Genomic DNA, 16,614 nt, shown 5'->3' with positions numbered 1-16,614 from the left:
TGCGAGAGGCTCCCGCGCTGGCGGGGCGTGATCTGGAGGCCATGGCGGAGCGATTCAGCTCCTATGGCCCGCGCCTCCAATTCGAGTCGGTGTTCCTCATGCTCTGGCTCGAGGACCGACGCAGCCTGCTCGGGGAGGTCCTCGACGTCTCCGGGCGAGAGCACCTCGCGTCCGCGTTGAGCGCCGGGGCCGGCGTCCTCGCGCTGCCGGTCCACCTCGGGCCCTCCTACCTCATCGGCCCCCTGCTGGCGATGGAGCATCCTACGAGCATGGTCTTCAACCGGGTCAATTTCGAGGAGTGCAGGACGCTGGCGTTCCCGCACCTGCCGGCCGAGGCGTTCTCGATGCACGAGGTCGACGTCGTGCGCGCCGCGGTGAGGGCGCTCCGGGCGGGCCGGATCTTCTCCATCTTCCCCGAGGTCGATCCCCGAGGGGTGGGCCGGCACCATACGAGGGTGCCCTTCCTCGGCACGACCGTCATGGCTCCTCAGGGGCCGGTGATCATCAGCCGTATGACCGGGGCTCCGATGCTCCCCGTCACCCTTGAGTCGAAGCGCGACGGGACGTTCCTGCTGACCTGCCACGAGCCGCTGGAAGCACCTGCCGGCCGGGAGGACGCGGCGGAGTCGATGCGGATCCTCTGGCATCGCCTGCACGAGATCATCCTCAGCGGCCCGACCGAGGACTGGGAGATGTGGTGCGAATTCGACGCGATGCAGCCGAGCCGCCTCGGGACCGGGAGGGCGTCCATGCCCCGATGCCGGGAGGCATCCGCCTCCGGAGCGCGCGGCGAGGACGCTCCATGAGCCCCTCCAGCATCTCGGTGCGCGGCGCCAGGAAGGTCTATCGCACGGAGGGCGAGCATGAGCTGACGGCGGTGAACGGGATCGACCTGGAGGTCGCAGAGGGCGAGCTGATCGCGTTCATGGGGCCCTCCGGATCGGGCAAGAGCACCCTGCTGAACCTCCTCGGAGGCCTGGACTCCCCGACGAGGGGCAGCGTGCGGGTGGCGGGCCGGGAGATCAGCTCCATGGGAGAGAAGGAGCTGGCGAGGTTCCGCTTCGAGTCCATCGGCTTCGTCTTCCAGCACTTCCACCTGATGCCGAACTTCACCGTGGCCGAGAACATCGCGCTGACGGCGCTGATCGCCCATCGCCCCCGGTCCCAATGGCTCGAGAGGGTGGTCGAACTGCTCACCGCGGTGGGTCTCGTCGATCGCATCGACGCACTGCCCCACACCCTCTCCGGCGGACAGCAGCAGCGGGTCGCCGTCTGCCGGGCGATCTTCGCCCGGCCGCCGGTCCTGTTGGCGGACGAGCCGACGGGAAACCTCGACAGCAGGAGCTCCGCCGAGGTCCTCCGCCTGTTCCGCCGCGCGGTCACGACGGGGCCGGGCGCCACAGGCCTCCTCGTCACCCACGACCTCGAGGCGGCGGTCATCGCGGACCGCGTCCTGCTGCTGCGCGACGGCAGGATCGCCGGGGAGTTCGTGCCGGGCCGCGGCGAGGGAGCCGGACAGGACGAGAGGGAGGAGGGGGGACGTGCTGACCGGATTCGTGCATGGCTTGAGGCATCTTCGGGCTGACATCCGGAAGTACCTCCCCGCCTTCCTGGCGATGGCCGCTGCGGCCATCCTGCTGCTGGCCACCACTCTCACCACCGGCATCGCCGCTGAGCGGATGGGCGCCGGCGTCGAGTCCCTGGGCGGCATCGCAGACGTCGGCCTCGTCCCGGAAACGGCAGGGGGCCTCATCGCGGAGGGGCAGGCGGAGGAGATCGCGCGGATGCCCGACGTCGCCCTCGCGATCCCCACCTACAGCGAGTCCACCGTGCTGCGCGGACCGGACGGGCGGGAGCTGACGCCGATGCTCACCGGGTATCCGACCCGGCACAACGCGGGACTGGCCTTCGAGGGCCTCGAGGGGGATCTCCCCGGAAGGGGAGCGGCCGAGCTCCTGCTGCCGCGCGACATCGCCGGAGAGCTCGGGGCGGGAATCGGGGACCTCGTCGAGGTGCTGGGCAGCGGAGGGGTCGAAGAGCTCAGGACGGTCGGCATCGTCGATCCGGACGAACTGGGCATGATGGCCTACGAGAACGTCTTCACGGACCTGGGCACCGCCCAACGGCTCTTTCATCACGCGGGACAGGTCACTCGCGTGGACGTGCAGGTGACCTCGGATCCGGGGCAGTGGGCGCTGACGGCCCAACAGCGGCTGCCCGAGGGCGTCGTCGTCCAGGAGACCGGGGCGATCACCGCCTCGTTCGCCCCGGTCCTCCAAGCGGTCGGCATCATCCTGAAGGTCGTCTCCGGCGCTGCGCTGGCGATGTCCGTGCTGCTGACCGCCGTCGCGTTCAGCAGCGTCGTCCGGGCGCGTCGTCGCAGCTACTCGCTCCTGAGGACCATCGGCGCTCCCCGAGGCTGGGTCGGCCGGGGCGTGCTGACGGAGGCGGCGATCCTGGGCGTGCTCGCGGGGCTGGTGGGCGCCCTGATCGGCCCGGTCGTCACCCTCGGGCTGCTCCGCGTGCTGCCCGGTGAGGGCGGCTGGCCGTCCTTCCCCGGCGTGCTGCTCCACGCGTTCCTCTCCTGGGCCATCTGCGTGGGGGCCGCGCTGGCCGGATGCGCGGCGGCGCTCGGCCAGCTGTATGCGCGAGGAGCGCTGCACGGCCTCGCCTCTGCCGACCGGGGTATCTCGAGGCGCCGTCGGATGCTTCTGGGCGGAGGGGGTCTGGCGGCAGTCGCCGCCGCGGCGGCCCTGCTCCGGCCGGAGGGGACGACGTCGTCCTCCGCCGTGGCCTTCTTCCTCCTCCTGACGGGCGCGGCCCTCACCGCGCCGCTTCTGGTCGCGGGCTCCGCCCGGCTCCTGGCGCGCGGCCGGTGGACCCTGGCCTATGCGGCGCGGCGCCTCTCCGCCGAAGGGCAGATGACGGCGCCCGCCGTCATCATCGTGATCATGGTGGGCCTCTCGGCCTCGCTGCTGACGGTGGCCGGTTCGCTCGGGGGCGCCATGGAGCGGCAGATCGCGAGCCAGTTCGGGGCCGACGTCCAGATCTCCTCCCAGGTGCCGGTCCGGGAGGAGGACCCGGGAGGTCTACGCGACGTCGGGGGGATCCGCCGCGTCACGGCGATCGGAGCCCTGGACCTCGAGGTGCGCTCCGAGCGGCCCGAGGACGCCGGGCTCCGGACCTCGGCCCTCTCCATCGACCCGTCGGGCTTCTTCGACACCGCCGAGCTCGCCTTCACCGAGACAGGGAGCAAGGGCGACGTACGGCGGGCGCTCGACGCCGGTGCCGTGGCCCTGCCCGAATCGGTCGCCGGCGCGCTCGGCGTGGGCCCCGGGGACTCCGTCCTCCTCCGCGTCGAAGACCGCTCGGTCCGCGCCCCGGTGGCCGGGGTCTTCGTCTCCCTGTCCACCGGCACGCAGCTCGTGGTGCCGAGGGACGTCGCCGAGCAGCTGGGGGACGATCCAGGGTACGACGCCTGGCACCTGGCGGTGGCGGAGGGCTCCTCTGCCGGGGACGTCCGGGACCGCGTCGAGGCGGCGGTGCGCGAGGCGCTGCCGGGGGCCAGCGTCATCACGGGGGCCGAGATGCGGGACCGGGCAGCGGGCGAGATCGCGACTTACACCTTCTCCGTCCTCGGACTCGTCAGCATCACCGTCCTCGTCGGCTCGGCGGGGGTCGCCGGGATCCTCTCCCTCTCGGTCCTGCGTCGCAGCGCGGAGCTCTCCACGCTGCGGGCCATCGGCCTCTCGGCGGGAGCCGTCGGGAGGCTCCTCCTGGCCGAGGCGCTGATCCTCGCGGTGCCGACGATCCTCTCCGGGGCGCTGGCCGGCACGGCCGCCGGATGGGCGCTCTGCCGTGTCCTCGCGGACGCGATGGGGGTCTCCGCGGTCTTCCACGTGGACCTCCCCCTCACCTGCGTGCTCGCCGGCCTCACCCTGGGCGCCCTGACGATCACGGGCTGCTGGCCGGTGATCAGGGCACGCCGCACCGCCCCCGCAACCTCCCTGAAATCCGCATGAGAACCCCTCCAGAGGTGAAGAATGACGATCCCACTCGACAGCTATCCCGATTCCAGCCTCCGCCGCCCGAGGCTCCGACCCTCCGTCGTCGTGCAGCGCTCGGAGCACAGGATGCGCTTCCTCTCCTTCGCCGACCTGAAGGAGGTCGAGTTCGAGGTCAGGCCCTACGTGCATGCCCTGATCCGGCACCTCGACGGCGAGACCTCGTGCGAGGAGCTCCTGGCGACCCTGAGGAGGGACCACGGGGAGGACGTATCCGAGGAAGAGGTGCTCGACGTCGTGCGGTGCCTGGCGCAGCACGGCCTGCTGGTGCGCGGGACGGGCATCGAGGAGTCCGAGCCCTTCCTCGTCCGCCAGGCGCAGTTCCTCGCGGAGCTCGCTGCCTCCCGTCCCGAGCTCCCGGCCGACGTGGGGGTCCTGCAGGAGCGGCTCTCCGGGGCCGAGGCGCTGGTGCTGGGGGCCGGAGGGACCGGCAGCTGGGTGGTGCGGGCCCTGTGCGCCTCGGGAGTCGGGACGGTGGCCGTCCTGGACCCGGACGACGTCGAGCTCAGCAACCTGAACAGGCAGGCGCTGTACCTGCGAGAGGACGTCGGCTCGCCGAAGGTCGAGGCCCTGGTGCGGAGGTGCGCCGAATTCGCTCCGGCCACGAGGATCCGCGCGGTGCGACAGCGCGTGGGGGCCGCCGCGGATCTCGTCGCCCACCTGGGGCAGGCCGACGTGGTGGTGAGCTGCGCCGACGAACCCTCGGTGAACGCGGTCTCGGACCTCGTCGCCGAGGCCTGCGAGCCGCGGGGGATCCCGCACATCGTCGGCGGCGCCTACGGGGGACATCTCGGCATCCCCGGGACCACCGTCCTGCCGGGGCGGAGCGTGTGCTGGAAGTGCCTGCGCCACGAGGCGGAGCGGGAGCGGCTGGCCTCCGGATACGAGGACGTCCTCGGTCGCACCGGCTCGGCGGGGAGCATCGGCGCGATCACGGCCCTCGTCGCGAACATCACCGCGTGGGACGCCATCCGGGTGCTCGTGGGGATGCCCCCGGCCCTGGCGGATCGGGTGCGCGAGCTCGACGTCATCTCCCTGGACTGGAGATCGAGGCCCCTCAGGAGCCGTCCCGGCTGCCCCTGCCGCCCCGCCTAGCCCGCGCTGAGTCCCAGCCAGTTCCTCAGCAGCGTCGGGGTCCGCTCGGGGTAGGTGTGCACGTTCAGCACCGCGGGCCTGACGCGGGCGCTGAGGTCCAGCGCCGTGCCGAGCAGGTCGCCGTCGAGTTCCACGGGCTGCGGGGAGGACCCGAAGTCGATCTCCACGGAGGTCCCGTGCAGGTGCTCGAGCACGGGCAGGCCGCGCCGGTGCCGGGTCAGCACCTGCACGGCCAGGGCGCCCCAGCCCAGCAGGTTGCGGGGGGTGAGCAGGATGACCTCCAGCTGGCCGTCGTCGGCCCGGGAGTCGGAGGCGAGGTGGATGCCGGCGGTGATCTCCCCGCAGTTGGCGATCAGCACGGACTGCATCCGGCGCTTCAGCGGCGGGCCGCCGTCGATCCGCAGGGTCACCGGGCTCCGGGGGGAGACGAGGTTGCGCATGCCCGCCTCGAGGTAGGCCAGCCAGCCCCAGCGGGTCTTCAGCTCCTCCTTGGCGTCGGTCATGATCTGGGCGTCGAAGCCCGCCCCGCCCATGACCAGGTAGTTCATCTCGGAGGTGCGGCCGCCCTCGAAGTTCACGCGCAGCCCGACCATGTCGATCCGCCGGATCGCGCCGTGGAGGGCGATGTCGACGCAGGAGACCAGGTCGCTGAGCGGCAGCTCCAGGTTCCGGGCCAGCAGGTTCCCCGTGCCCAGCGGCAGGATGCCCAGCGCCGCCGTCGTGCCGGAGAGCGCCTCGGCGACCGAGCGCACGGTCCCGTCCCCGCCGGCGGCGATCACGATCTCGCAGCCGTCCTCGAGCGCCTTGTGGGCCATCCCCGTGCCGGGGTCCTCGGCCGCGGTTTCGTAGTAGCGGGCCTCCGGCCAGCCCGCCCGCTCCAGCTCCCTGGAGACCACGGTGCAGCCGATCTGCGCGGCCTCCTTGGTGGGGTTGAACACGACGCCGACCCGGCGCGCCGGCCCGGGGCTCAGCCGGGGCCGCCAGGGGAGGGGCTGGGGGGTAGATTCGCGGGCGCATGCGCCAGGCGGCGGCGACGCTCGCCACGGCCGCGCTGCCGATAGCGGCGGCGGCGGTGGCGATGGCGCGTCCCCTGAGTCTCATATTTCCAGGCTACCGGTCATGGTGGGGGTCCCCGCGCCACGGGGCCCCGCCGGGGCGGGAGGGCCAGCCGGGTCGGGGCCTCGGGCGGGCCACAGCCCCCCGGCCCGGGACCGCTCCGCCCGGCCCGGGACCGCTCCGCCCGGCCCGGGACCGCTCCGCCCGAGCGAGCCGCGGCCGTCCCGTCCGACCGAGTCGGAGTCGTCTGATGAGGCCTCCTGACGGGTCCCCGCGCGCGGTGGGGTAGATTAGCTCGGGTGATCGACATTAACCACTTGCGCGAAAACCCGGACCTCTTCCGTGCTTCCCAGCGAGCCCGTCAATCCGACGTGGGGCTGGTGGACCGGATCCTCGACGCCGACGCCTCCCGCAGGCAGTCGATCAGCGACTTCGAGTCCCTGCGAGCCGAGCAGAAGGCCTTCGGCAAGAAGGTCGCGCAGGCCAAGGGCGAGGAGAAGCAGGCCCTGCTGGCCGAGGTCAAGGAGCTCTCCGCCCGCGTCAAGGAGGCATCCGAGGCCGCCGACGCCGCCCAGGCCGCCCAGGACGAGCTGCTCTCCGCCCTGGAGAACCTCGTGATCGACGGCGTCCCCACCGGCGGCGAGGACGACTACGTGGTCCTGAAGACCGTCGGCGAGCCCCGCGACTTCGCCGCCGAGGGCTTCGAGCCCCGCGACCACCTCGAGCTGGGCGAGCTGCTGGACGGCATCGACATGGCCCGCGGGGCCAAGGTCTCCGGCGCCCGGTTCTACTTCCTCAAGGGTGCCGTCGCCCGCCTGGAGCAGGCCCTGCTGTGGATGGCCCTGGACCACGCGACTGCCAACGGCTTCACGATGCTGACCACCCCCACCCTGGTCCGCCCGGAGACCATGGCCGGCACCGGCTTCAACGTCAAGCACGACGACGAGATCTACCGCCTCGAGCGCGATGAGCTGTACCTGGTGGGCACCTCCGAGGTCGCCATCGCCGGATACCACGCGGACGAGATCCTCGACTTCGAGGACGGGCCGAAGAAGTACCTCGGCTGGTCCACCTGCTACCGCCGCGAGGCAGGCTCCGCGGGCAAGGACACCCGCGGCATCATCCGCGTGCACCAGTTCAACAAGGCCGAGATGTTCGTCTACAGCCCCGTGGAGCAGGCCGAGGAGATGCACGAGCGGATGCTCGCCTGGGAGGAGGAGATGCTGGCCAAGTGCGAGCTGACCTACCGGGTGATCGACACCGCCGCGGGCGACCTCGGCTCCTCGGCCGCGCGCAAGTTCGACTGCGAGGCCTGGGTCCCCACCCAGGGCACCTACCGCGAGCTGACCTCGACCTCCAACTGCACCACCTACCAGGCGCGCCGCCTGAACATCCGCGAGCGGCGCCCGGACACGGTGGACGCGCAGGGCAAGGCCAAGAAGGGCGGCACCCGCGCCGTCGCGACCCTCAACGGGACGCTGGGCACGACCCGCTGGCTGGTGGCGATCCTCGAGACCCACCAGCAGCCCGACGGCTCGGTGCGCATCCCGGAGGCCCTCCGCCCCTACATGGGCGGCCTGGAGGCCCTGCCGGTGGTAGCAGCCCGGAGCAAGTGAGTTCATCTCCCGTTCGCCGCCGGTTCGGCGGCGGGGAGGAACGCGTCCGCCTGGGGCGTGTTCGATGGAAGGCATGGTGACGATGACCAACGAGACAACCGTCCGGACCCCCGCCCGCACCGGCTGGCGGCGCGAGCCGGGAGTGAAGTACCTGGTGGCCCTCGACGTCGACGGGACCCTCGTGGACCACGACGGCCACATGACCGAGGCCGTCAAGGAGGTGCTGGGCGGCGTCGTCGCGGCCGGGCACCACGTGGTGGTCGCGACGGGCCGCTCCAAGGGCGCGACGCTGCCGATCGTCCAGCTGGCGGGACTTCAGACCGGCTACGCCGTGAGCTCCAACGGCGGGGTGACGCTGCGGCTGGATCCCTCGCTGCCGGGCGGCTACGAGATCTCCGAGGCCGTGACCTTCCGGGCCCACTCGGCCCTGACGGCGCTGCGGGACCGGCTGCCGGGCGCGATGTTCGCGCTCGAGGCGGCGGACGGCTCCTTCTACTCGACCGCCGAGTTCCAGGACCGCAGCTTCGGGATGGAGGCGCGGCAGGTCGGCTTCGAGGAGCTGGCCGGGATGGACGCGGTGCGCGTGGTGGTCTTCTCCGACGAGGTCGACCTCGGCTCCTTCTCCCGCCTGGTCGACGAGGTAGGCCTGCACGGGGTGACCTACGCGGTGGGCTGGACCCCGTGGCTGGACCTCTCCGCCAGCGGGGTCACCAAGGCCTCCGCGCTGGAGGAGGTGCGCCGCTCGCTCGGCGTCGAGCCCGAGCACACGGTGGCGATGGGCGACGGCAACAACGACATCGAGATGCTGCAGTGGGCGGCCCGGGCCGTGGCGATGGGCCAGGCGCCCGCCGACGTCGCCGCCGCGGCCTCGGAGGTCACCGGCACGGTGTACGAGGACGGGGCGGTGCCGATCCTCTCCGACCTCGTGGACTAGCGCTCCCGGCCCTCGCCGGTGCCGGCGCGTCCCGGATTCCCGCCGCCCGCGCCCGCCCCGTATGCTCGGGGCAGAGGCAGTCGAACGGGAGGAGCGGCGATGCGGATCGCCATCGCGCAGATCAACAGCGGCTCGGACGGCGGGGGGAACCTGGCCAAGGTCGCCGAGTACGTCGAGCGGGCGGCGGAGGCCGGCGCGGGGTGCGTGGTCTTCCCCGAGGCGACGATGCTCGCCTTCGGCTCGGACCTCGCCGCCGGGGTGCAGCGCCATGCCGAGTCCTGGCGGACCGAGCTGCAGTGGCTCGCCTCCGACCACGGGATCACGGTGGTCGTCGGGGAGTTCGGCGTCGGCAGCGAGGGCAGGGTGCGCAACCTGCTCGCGGTGTACACCGACCGGGGCGAGCGCCACGAGTACGCCAAGATCCACCTCTACGACGCCTTCGGCTACCAGGAGTCCCGCTCCGTGGAGCCGGGGGAGCGGCCCGTCACGGTCAACCTCGACGGGACCGGGGCCGGGCTGGCCGTCTGCTACGACATCCGCTTCCCCAAGCTCTTCGCCGAGCTCTCCCGGTCCGGCGCCGGCGTCGTGCTGCTCGGGGCCTCGTGGGGCGCCGGGGAGGGCAAGGCCGAGCAGTGGGAGACCCTGGCCCGGGCTCGCGCCCTGGACAGCAACAGCTACGTGGTCGCGGTGGACCAGGCCGACCCGGAGGCCTCCGGCGCGCAGGTGGACCCCTCGGCGCCCACGGGGGTGGGGCGCAGCGTCGTCGCCGACCCCTTCGGCCGGGTGGTGGCCCGCCTGGGCGGCGAGGAGGAGCTGCGCGTGGTGGACCTGGACCTCGACGTCGTGGACCGCGCCAGGCAGTCCATCCCGGTCCTGGAGAACGCCCGGCTGGGCTACTGAGGCAGCCCGCGGTGCCGCCGGCTCACCGCGCCGCCAGCACCGCCGCGATCTCCTCCAGAGCCTCCTCGTTCTGCAGCGAGGACCGGTCGCCCAGCGCGCGGCCCTGGTAGAGCTCCCCGAGCAGGCGCCGGGTGATCTTCCCCGAGCGGGTCTTGGGGATGTCCGCGACCGCGACGACGTCGCGCGGCTTGGCGATCGGCCCGATGTCCTTGGCCACGTGCGCCCTCAGCTGCTCGTACAGCTCCTCCCGGCTCAGCGCCTCGCCGGACGGGGTGACCTTCACGAAGGCGACCGCGGCGTGCCCGGTCAGCGGGTCCTCCACGGGGCACACCCCGGCCTCGACGACCGCGGGGTGGGTGACCAGCGAGGACTCGATCTCGATCGTGGAGAGCCGGTGCCCGGAGACGTTGATGACGTCGTCGATCCGGCCCAGGATGTAGATATCGCCCTCCTCGTCCCGCTTGGCGCCGTCCCCGGCCAGGAACCAGCCGCGCTCGCCGTAGTGCTTCCAGTACGAGTCGAGGTAGCGCTGCGGGTCGCCCCACACGGTGCGCGCCATCGAGGGCCCGATCCCGTCCACCACGATGAAGCCCTGCAGGCCGGGCCCGCTCTCCTCGCCGTGCTCGTCGACCACGCGCACGGACAGCCCCGGCAGGGCGCGGGTCGCGCAGCCGGGCTTGGGCGCCGGCCCCCCGCCCTCGGCCGGGGCGAAGCAGGGGTCGTGGGGCCGCGGGGAGCACACCGTGGAGCCGGTCTCCGACTGCCACCACGTGTCCACGAAGGGCGCGACGTCGCCGCCGACGTTGTGCCGCAGCCAGCGCCACGCCTCGGGGTTGATGGACTCGCCCACCGAGCCCAGCAGCCGCACCGAGGAGAGGTTGTAGCTGCCCGGAACGCCGTGGAGGAAGGCGCCCATCAGGGAGCGGATCAGGGTGGGCGCGGTGTAGTAGTTGGTGACGCCGTAGCGCTCGATGATCTCGAAGTGCCGGCCCGGGTGCGGCGTCGTCGGCGTGCCCTCGTAGATCACCTCGGTGACGCCGTTGAGCAGCGGGCCGTAGATCTCGTAGGTGTGGGCCGTGACCCAGGCGAGGTCGGCCGTGCACCAGTGCACCGTGGAGTCGACCTTGGCCGGGTCGTTGACCGCCGAGAGCTCGTCCGGGCGCGGGACGCCCTCGGCGTCGGGCACGTCCGGCAGCAGGTCGAACAGCAGGGCGTGGGTGTACGCCGTCTGGGTCAGGTAGCCGCCGGTGGTGTGGACCAGGCCCTTGGGGCGGCCGGTGGTCCCGGAGGTGTAGATGATGAACAGCGGGGTCTCGGCGTCGAAGGCCTCCGGCTCGTGGACCTCGGAGGCCTCCTCGAGCAGGTCGTGCCACCAGACGTCGCGCCCCCGGGTCCACGGCACGGAGCCCTCCTCCTTGGAGCGGTACCCGCGGTCGCCCGGGCGCAGCCCGACGCCGTGCGGGCTCCGCTTGGCCGGCCGCGAGGTCCGCCGCACCACCACGACGTGCTCGATGCTGTTCTCCCCGGCGCAGGCGAGGTCCGCCTCGGCCTTGACCGGCACGACGCTGCCGCGCCGGTTCTGCCCGTCCGCGGTGACCAGGACCTTGGCCCCGGTGTCCTCGACCCGGAACCGCAGCGCCTCCGCGGAGAAGCCGCCGAAGACCAGCGAGTGGACCGCGCCGATCCGGGCGCAGGCCAGGGTGATGATCACGGTCTCGGGGATCACGGGGAGGTAGACGACCACCCGGTCGCCCTTCCCCACGCCGAGTCCCAGCAGGGCGTTGGCGGCGCGGGAGACCTCGCGCTGCAGCTGGGCGTAGGTGTAGGTCAGCCGGTCCCCGGGCTCGCCCTCGAAGTGCAGGGCCACGTGGTTCCCGCGGCCGGCCTCCACGTGCCGGTCCACGGCGTTGTAGGCGGCGTTGAGCTTCCCGCCCTCGAACCAGGCGATCTCCGGGACGGTGTAGGCGGGCAGGCCGTCCTCGTCGGTCCCGGTGCGGCGCGGCTTCTCGAAGCGGTGCGCGGTGTGCCACGGCTCGGCCCAGTCGAGGCGGCCGGCCTGGCGCTCCCAGAAGGCGACGCGGGCGGCGTCGGACTCGTGGGCGGGGTTGGGGGCGGGACGGGCCGGGTCGGCGAAGGAGAAGTCGGCGGGCAGTGTCATGGGTGTGTCTCCTGGGTCGTCGCCCGGTGCCGGGCGGGGAGGTGTCGCGGAAGAGGTCGGGGCCGCCGGCTCAGGTCGAGGATACCGCGCCCCAGCGGCGCTGCGTCCAGCGCTCGAAGAGCCCGAGCAGGGCGTCGGTGAGCTTGCCGAGGATCGCCAGCAGCAGGATCGCCAGCAGGAGCCGGTCGGTGCGCCCGTTGTCCTGGGAGTCGGTCAGCAGGAAGCCCAGGCCCATCGAGGCGCCGAGCAGCTCGGCGGCGACGAGGAACAGCCAGCCCTGGGCCAGCGCCAGGCGCAGGCCCGAGACCACCGAGGGCAGGACCGCCGGCAGCTGCACGGTGGTGAACAGCCGCAGGCCGTTGATCCCGAAGGAGCGCGCGGCCTCGATCCACTGCCGGTCCACGTGCTGCAGGGCCGCCGAGACCGTGGTGTAGACGGGGAAGAACGCGCCGATGGCCACGAGCGTGACCTTGGAGTTCTCGCCGATCCCGATCCACAGCAGCAGCAGCGGGACCCAGGCCAGGGAGGGTACGGCCCGCAGGGCGCCGATGCTGGGGCCGGCGAGCATCGAGGCCCAGCGGGAGAGCCCAATCCACGCGCCCAGGGCCAGCCCCAGGCCGGCGCCGATCAGGAAGCCCCAGAACACGCGCTGGGTGGAGATCGCCACGTGGATCCACAGATCCCCGCGGCGGGCGAGCTCGACGCCGGCGGAGAGCACCTTCGCCGGCTCGGGCAGCTGCGCGGGGGTGAAGGTCCCGTTGGAGGACAGCGTGTGCCACAGCAGCAGGAGGATCACCGGGATGATCAGCCCGAGCCCCGCGGCGGCGGTGCCGCGGCCGCGGCGCGGACGGAACGGCGTCGGGTGCGGGGCGTCGGGAGCGGCGCCCTGGGCGTTCTCCAGGGCGCCGCCCGGCCGGACGCCGTCGGGGTCCGGCCCGCCGGTCCGGCCCTGCTCGGTGGTCTCGCTCTGATGCGTCATGGGTCAGTCCCCCTCGATCGCGCCGGCGACCGCGTCCGGTTCGGCGGCCTCTGCGTACTTCTTCTCGACGATGCGCTCCAGGGCGGCGTCGACGTCGTCCTGCGAGCTCACGTCGCCCGAGTCGACGAGGATCGGGCCGATCCCCTCGAGGACCTCGACCTGCTCCGCGCCGGGCACGGGGTCGATGTCCAGGTGCGTGCGCTCCCACACCGTGCGCGCCACGGGCGGCTCGATCCCGGCCTCGGCGGCGAAGATCTCGACCGCCTCCTCCGGGTGCTCGAGCGCCCAGCGGCGGGCGTAGGCGTAGGTGTTCACCACCAGCTGGGCGCCGGCGCCGTTCTGCTGGAGGAAGTCCTCCCGGGCGTTGAGGAACCCGTAGGTGTTGAAGGAGAGGTTCCGGTAGAACAGCACGTCCCCCGACTCCTCCTCGGCGGTGGCCATGATCGGGTCCAGGCCGGACCAGGCGTCCACCTGCCCGGTGTCCAGGGCGGTGCGGCCGTCCGAGTGCTGGAGGTTCTGCACGGTGACGTCCGAGGCGCTCAGGCCGGCCTCGCCGAGGGCCTGGAGCAGCAGGAAGTAGGGGTCCGTCCCCTTGGTCACGGCGACCGAGGCGCCGCGCAGGTCGGCGACCTCGCGCAGGGACGAGTCCGGCCGGCGCACCAGGGCGGCCCACTCCGGCTGGGAGAAGAGGTCGATGACCCGGATCGGGGAGCCGTTGGCGCGGGCCAGCAGGGCCGCGGAGCCGGCGGTGGAGCCGACGTCGACCGCCGCCGCCAGCAGCGCCTGGTTGGCGGTGTTGGAGCCGGTGGAGCGGATCCACTCGACCGACTGCTCGCTGCGCTCGGCGCCCTTCTCCAGCCAGCCCTTCTGGCGGATGATCAGGGAGAGCGGGTTGTAGGTGGCGTAGTCGATGCGGATCCGGCCGGCCGAGTCGCTGTTGGCGACGCCGCTGCCGGACCCCTCGCCCGCCATGCAGCCGGTCAGCGCCAGGCTCGCGGCGCCGGCCCCGGCTGCGCCGAGCAGGGCGCGGCGTGAGATGGAAGGCATGGTAGTCCTCGGAAGATGTGGGTGGGAGAGGGAGGAGGCGGGCCGTGCGGGCCCGGCGGCGCTGCCGGTGGGCTGGCCGGCCTGCGTTCGGGAGGCGGGGCGCACGTCCTCGCGGGCGCCGCGGGCCGGGAGGTCAGCGCTCGACGCCGAGCAGGCCCAGCAGGTGCCCGCGCATTCGCGCCAGGGCGGCGTCCTCCCGGGAGCGCGGGCGGGGAAGGTCGACGTCGAGGATCTCCGCGATCCCCGCCGGCCCGGTCCCCTCCGGGCGGCCCAGCACCACGACCCGGTCGGAGAGGTACAGCGCCTCCTCGACGTCGTGGGTCACCAGGAGCACGGTGGTGGGGTCCTGCACATGGATGTCCAGGAGAAGGTCCTGCATCCGCAGCCGGGTCAGGGCGTCGAGGGCGCCGAAGGGCTCGTCCAGCAGCAGGACCCGCGGATTGCGGGCCAGGGCGCGGGCGAGGGAGGCGCGCTGGGCCATGCCGCCGGAGATCTCGGCGGGCCGGTGCCCAGCGTGCCCGGCGAGCCCCACCAGCTCGAGCAGCTCGGAGACCCGCTGCCGCCCGGCGGCGCGGGGGAGGCCGCGGGGCAGCCCGAGGGAGACGTTGGCACTCACCGAGCGCCAGGGCAGCAGGCGCGGCTCCTGGAAGGCGACGGCACAGCGCGGGTCGATGCCGCGCACCGGGCTGCCGTCGATGCCGACGCCGCCGGTGGTGGCCCGGCCCAGCCCGGCGGCCGCGCGCAGCAGGGTGGACTTGCCGCAGCCGGAGGGCCCCACGACGGCGACGATCTCGCCCGGCCGGGCGGTGAACGTCACGTCCTCGAGGACGCGGACGGGCTCCGAGCCCCCTCCCCGGGCGGCGGGGAAGGCCTTGCCCACTCCGCGGAAGTCGACCTCCGCGGCGGTCGTCGACGTGGCCGCTGGCGCAGCTGACATCATCACTCCATCGCACCCTGGCGTTAGCACCGTGCCGGGCGCGGGCGAGGTCTCCTCGTCCGTGCCGGAGGTTGCTGCGACGTCCTCGAGCCAGGTCTCTCGGTCACTCTGGATGGCTTACCCCTCCAGTAAAGAGGGCGGCGGACGCATGCGACAAGTGTTGCGTCATACTCCGGGCGGCGCGTCATCTTCGCGTCACACAGCGGCGGGGACGCCGGAGCGGGGCCTTCGCGCGTCTTCCGGGGTAACGGGGAGGAGCCGGCGGTCATACTCGGCGGAACCGTGGCGCGGGGCGGGACCGGCTCCCTACGCTGATGCCGGGAACACCAGCGGCTCACCGAGAGGACCACGGATGACCGGCAAGAAGCGCATCGCCATCAACGCCTTCGACATGACCTGCGTCGGGCACCAGAGCTTCGGCCTCTGGCGCCACCCGCGCTCGCGGGCCACGGAGTACAACACCATCGAGTACTGGACCGACCTCGCGCGGACCCTTGAGAAGGGGCTGTTCGACGGGCTGTTCCTGGCCGACGTCGTCGGGATCTACGACGTCTACCGCAACTCCGCCGCCCCCGCCCTGCGGGACGGTGCGCAGGTGCCGGTCAACGACCCGTTCATGCAGATCTCGGCGATGGCGGCAGTGACGAGCCACCTGGGCTTCGGGATCACCAGCGCGGTGACCTATGAGCAGCCCTACACGCTGGCGCGGAAGTACGCGACGCTGGACCACCTGACTCGCGGCCGCGTCGGCTTCAACGTGGTGACCTCCTACCTGCCCTCCGCGGCGGAGAACCAGGGGCTGCCCCGCCAGATCGAGCACGACGAGCGCTATGAGATCGCCGAGGAGTTCCTCGACGTGACCTACAAGCTCTGGGAGGGCTCCTGGGAGGACGGCGCCGTCAGGGAGGACCGCGAGTCCGGGATCTACGCCGACCCCTCGCTGATCCACCCCATCGGGCATCGTGGACGGCACTTCACCGTGCCCGGGGCGGGCCTGACCGCCCCCTCGCCGCAGCGCACGCCGGTGATCTTCCAGGCGGGCGCCTCGAGCAGGGGCCAGGCCTTCGCGGGGAGGCACGCCGAGGCCGTGTTCATCGGCGCCCTGCGCCCCGACCTCACCCGCTTCATGACGGACGCGATCCGGGACCGGGCGGAGGCGGAGGGCCGCGGGCGCGAGGAGGTCAAGATCTTCGCGATGCTCTCGGTGGTCGTCGCGGAGACGGACGAGGCGGCCCGGGCGAAGTACGAGGACTACCTCTCCTACGCCGACCTGGAGTCCTCGCAGGCGATCATCGGCGGCTGGTCCGGGCTCGACCTCTCCCGGTTCGGGGAGGACGAGGTGCTGAACTACGTCAAGACCGACTCGATCCAGTCCTTCCTCACGCCGTTCACGCTCCAGTCCGAGGGCAAGGAGTGGACGCGGGCGGAGATCGCCCGGCACTGCGCGGTGGGCGGGATGGGCGACGTCGTCGTCGGCTCCCCGCAGACGGTCGCGGACCAGCTCGAGCGCTGGATCGACGAGGGCGGGCTGGACGGCATCAACCTGGCCTACCACGTCTCGCCCGGCTCCTTCGAGGACTTCGTGGAGTACGTCGTGCCCGAGCTGCAGCGGCGGGGACGCTACCGCACGGAGTACGAGGGCTCGACCTTCCGGGAGAACCTGTTCGGCGCGGGCCGGACCCAGGTGGCCGAGAGCCACCCGGCCGCGCGGTACCGTGGCGCCTTCGCGAACAGCCCCTCCTGCGAGGAGGCCCCGGCCCGCGAGCTGGAGGACGACGTCGTGGCCCCCTGATCCCGGCGCGACGCACCGCGGAAGGCCCCGTGCCCC

Annotated in this window: 13 protein-coding genes and 1 riboswitch; of the genes, 8 read left to right on the top strand and 5 right to left on the bottom strand. The window is 72.8% G+C overall.

All coding sequences use genetic code 11. From position 1 onward, the window contains the following. Positions 1-41: 41 nt before the first annotated feature. The 4 genes from EWV39_RS02775 to EWV39_RS02760 are packed head-to-tail and all read left to right on the top strand — an operon-like array spanning position 42 to position 5,159. Positions 42-806, top strand: coding sequence for a lysophospholipid acyltransferase family protein (locus EWV39_RS02775; RefSeq protein ID WP_165313103.1), 765 nt, complete (start codon positions 42-44; stop codon positions 804-806). Continuing rightward, positions 803-1,585 (top strand): ABC transporter ATP-binding protein, encoded by a 783-nt coding sequence (locus EWV39_RS02770; protein WP_129656751.1) that lies wholly within the window; start codon positions 803-805, stop codon positions 1,583-1,585. Before EWV39_RS02775 ends, EWV39_RS02770 begins: the two co-directional genes overlap by 4 nt. Then, complete coding sequence (locus EWV39_RS02765; RefSeq protein ID WP_129656750.1) at positions 1,566-4,022, top strand: FtsX-like permease family protein; 2,457 nt, start codon at positions 1,566-1,568, stop codon at positions 4,020-4,022. Before EWV39_RS02770 ends, EWV39_RS02765 begins: the two co-directional genes overlap by 20 nt. Positions 4,023-4,043: 21 nt before the next feature. Then, on the top strand, positions 4,044-5,159 hold the full coding sequence (locus EWV39_RS02760) for a HesA/MoeB/ThiF family protein (protein ID WP_129656749.1): 1,116 nt from the start codon (positions 4,044-4,046) through the stop codon (positions 5,157-5,159). On the opposite strand, the gene EWV39_RS02755 is transcribed toward EWV39_RS02760, so the two are convergent. After that, complete coding sequence (locus EWV39_RS02755; RefSeq protein ID WP_165313101.1) at positions 5,156-6,097, bottom strand: diacylglycerol/lipid kinase family protein; 942 nt, start codon at positions 6,095-6,097, stop codon at positions 5,156-5,158. The genes EWV39_RS02760 and EWV39_RS02755 overlap by 4 nt on opposite strands. A gap of 417 nt (positions 6,098-6,514) precedes the next feature. Here EWV39_RS02755 and serS point away from each other — a divergent pair, with 417 nt between their 5' ends. The 3 genes from serS to EWV39_RS02740 all read left to right on the top strand — a co-directional run bounded on the left by serS (position 6,515) and on the right by EWV39_RS02740 (position 9,665). Next, entirely contained in the window at positions 6,515-7,831 is a 1,317-nt protein-coding gene (gene serS, locus EWV39_RS02750) for a serine--tRNA ligase (RefSeq protein ID WP_129656747.1), read from the top strand. An 82-nt stretch (positions 7,832-7,913) separates the two neighbouring features. Continuing rightward, positions 7,914-8,765, top strand: coding sequence for an HAD family hydrolase (locus EWV39_RS02745; protein WP_238147978.1), 852 nt, complete (start codon positions 7,914-7,916; stop codon positions 8,763-8,765). A 99-nt stretch (positions 8,766-8,864) separates the two neighbouring features. Then, a complete protein-coding gene (locus EWV39_RS02740) occupies positions 8,865-9,665 on the top strand; it encodes a carbon-nitrogen hydrolase family protein (RefSeq protein WP_129656745.1) in 801 nt (266 codons plus the stop codon). 22 nt (positions 9,666-9,687) lie between these two features. Here the strand turns inward: EWV39_RS02740 and EWV39_RS02735 are convergent, their stop codons facing one another. The 4 genes from EWV39_RS02735 to EWV39_RS02720 all read right to left on the bottom strand — a co-directional run bounded on the left by EWV39_RS02735 (position 9,688) and on the right by EWV39_RS02720 (position 14,789). Beyond that, complete coding sequence (locus EWV39_RS02735; protein WP_129656744.1) at positions 9,688-11,823, bottom strand: AMP-binding protein; 2,136 nt, start codon at positions 11,821-11,823, stop codon at positions 9,688-9,690. 70 nt (positions 11,824-11,893) lie between these two features. Beyond that, positions 11,894-12,802 carry an ABC transporter permease gene (locus EWV39_RS02730; protein WP_129656743.1) on the bottom strand — a complete coding sequence of 303 codons (909 nt, stop codon included), beginning with the start codon at positions 12,800-12,802 and terminating at the stop codon, positions 11,894-11,896. Positions 12,803-12,805: 3 nt separating this feature from the next. Continuing rightward, entirely contained in the window at positions 12,806-13,849 is a 1,044-nt protein-coding gene (locus EWV39_RS02725) for an aliphatic sulfonate ABC transporter substrate-binding protein (RefSeq protein WP_129656742.1), read from the bottom strand. Between the two features lie 133 nt (positions 13,850-13,982). Next, entirely contained in the window at positions 13,983-14,789 is an 807-nt protein-coding gene (locus EWV39_RS02720; RefSeq protein ID WP_193554671.1) for an ABC transporter ATP-binding protein, read from the bottom strand. A 1-nt stretch (position 14,790) separates the two neighbouring features. Beyond that, positions 14,791-14,905, bottom strand: a riboswitch (SAM riboswitch). A 233-nt stretch (positions 14,906-15,138) separates the two neighbouring features. Here EWV39_RS02720 and EWV39_RS02715 point away from each other — a divergent pair. Beyond that, on the top strand, positions 15,139-16,578 hold the full coding sequence (locus EWV39_RS02715; protein WP_129656740.1) for an LLM class flavin-dependent oxidoreductase: 1,440 nt from the start codon (positions 15,139-15,141) through the stop codon (positions 16,576-16,578). The last annotated feature ends 36 nt before the right edge of the window (positions 16,579-16,614 follow it).

The organism is Rothia halotolerans (genome assembly GCF_004136635.1).
Taxonomy (GTDB): Bacteria; Actinomycetota; Actinomycetes; order Actinomycetales; family Micrococcaceae; genus Rothia; species Rothia halotolerans.
Note: the sequence above shows the minus strand (reverse complement) of the source record. Positions and strands in the feature narration are given on the sequence as shown.

Excerpts from the sequence above, each read along its gene's own strand:
- EWV39_RS02775 (WP_165313103.1), top strand. The coding sequence starts at position 42 with ATGGCGGAGCGATTCAGCTCCTATGGCCCGCGCCTCCAATTCGAGTCG.
- EWV39_RS02770 (WP_129656751.1), top strand. The coding sequence starts at position 803 with ATGAGCCCCTCCAGCATCTCGGTGCGCGGCGCCAGGAAGGTCTATCGC.
- EWV39_RS02760 (WP_129656749.1), top strand. The coding sequence starts at position 4,044 with ATGACGATCCCACTCGACAGCTATCCCGATTCCAGCCTCCGCCGCCCG.
- EWV39_RS02745 (WP_238147978.1), top strand. The coding sequence starts at position 7,914 with ATGACCAACGAGACAACCGTCCGGACCCCCGCCCGCACCGGCTGGCGG.
- EWV39_RS02740 (WP_129656745.1), top strand. The coding sequence starts at position 8,865 with ATGCGGATCGCCATCGCGCAGATCAACAGCGGCTCGGACGGCGGGGGG.
- EWV39_RS02735 (WP_129656744.1), bottom strand. The coding sequence starts at position 11,823 with ATGACACTGCCCGCCGACTTCTCCTTCGCCGACCCGGCCCGTCCCGCC.
- EWV39_RS02730 (WP_129656743.1), bottom strand. The coding sequence starts at position 12,802 with ATGACGCATCAGAGCGAGACCACCGAGCAGGGCCGGACCGGCGGGCCG.
- EWV39_RS02725 (WP_129656742.1), bottom strand. The coding sequence starts at position 13,849 with ATGCCTTCCATCTCACGCCGCGCCCTGCTCGGCGCAGCCGGGGCCGGC.
- EWV39_RS02720 (WP_193554671.1), bottom strand. The coding sequence starts at position 14,789 with ATGATGTCAGCTGCGCCAGCGGCCACGTCGACGACCGCCGCGGAGGTC.
- EWV39_RS02715 (WP_129656740.1), top strand. The coding sequence starts at position 15,139 with ATGACCGGCAAGAAGCGCATCGCCATCAACGCCTTCGACATGACCTGC.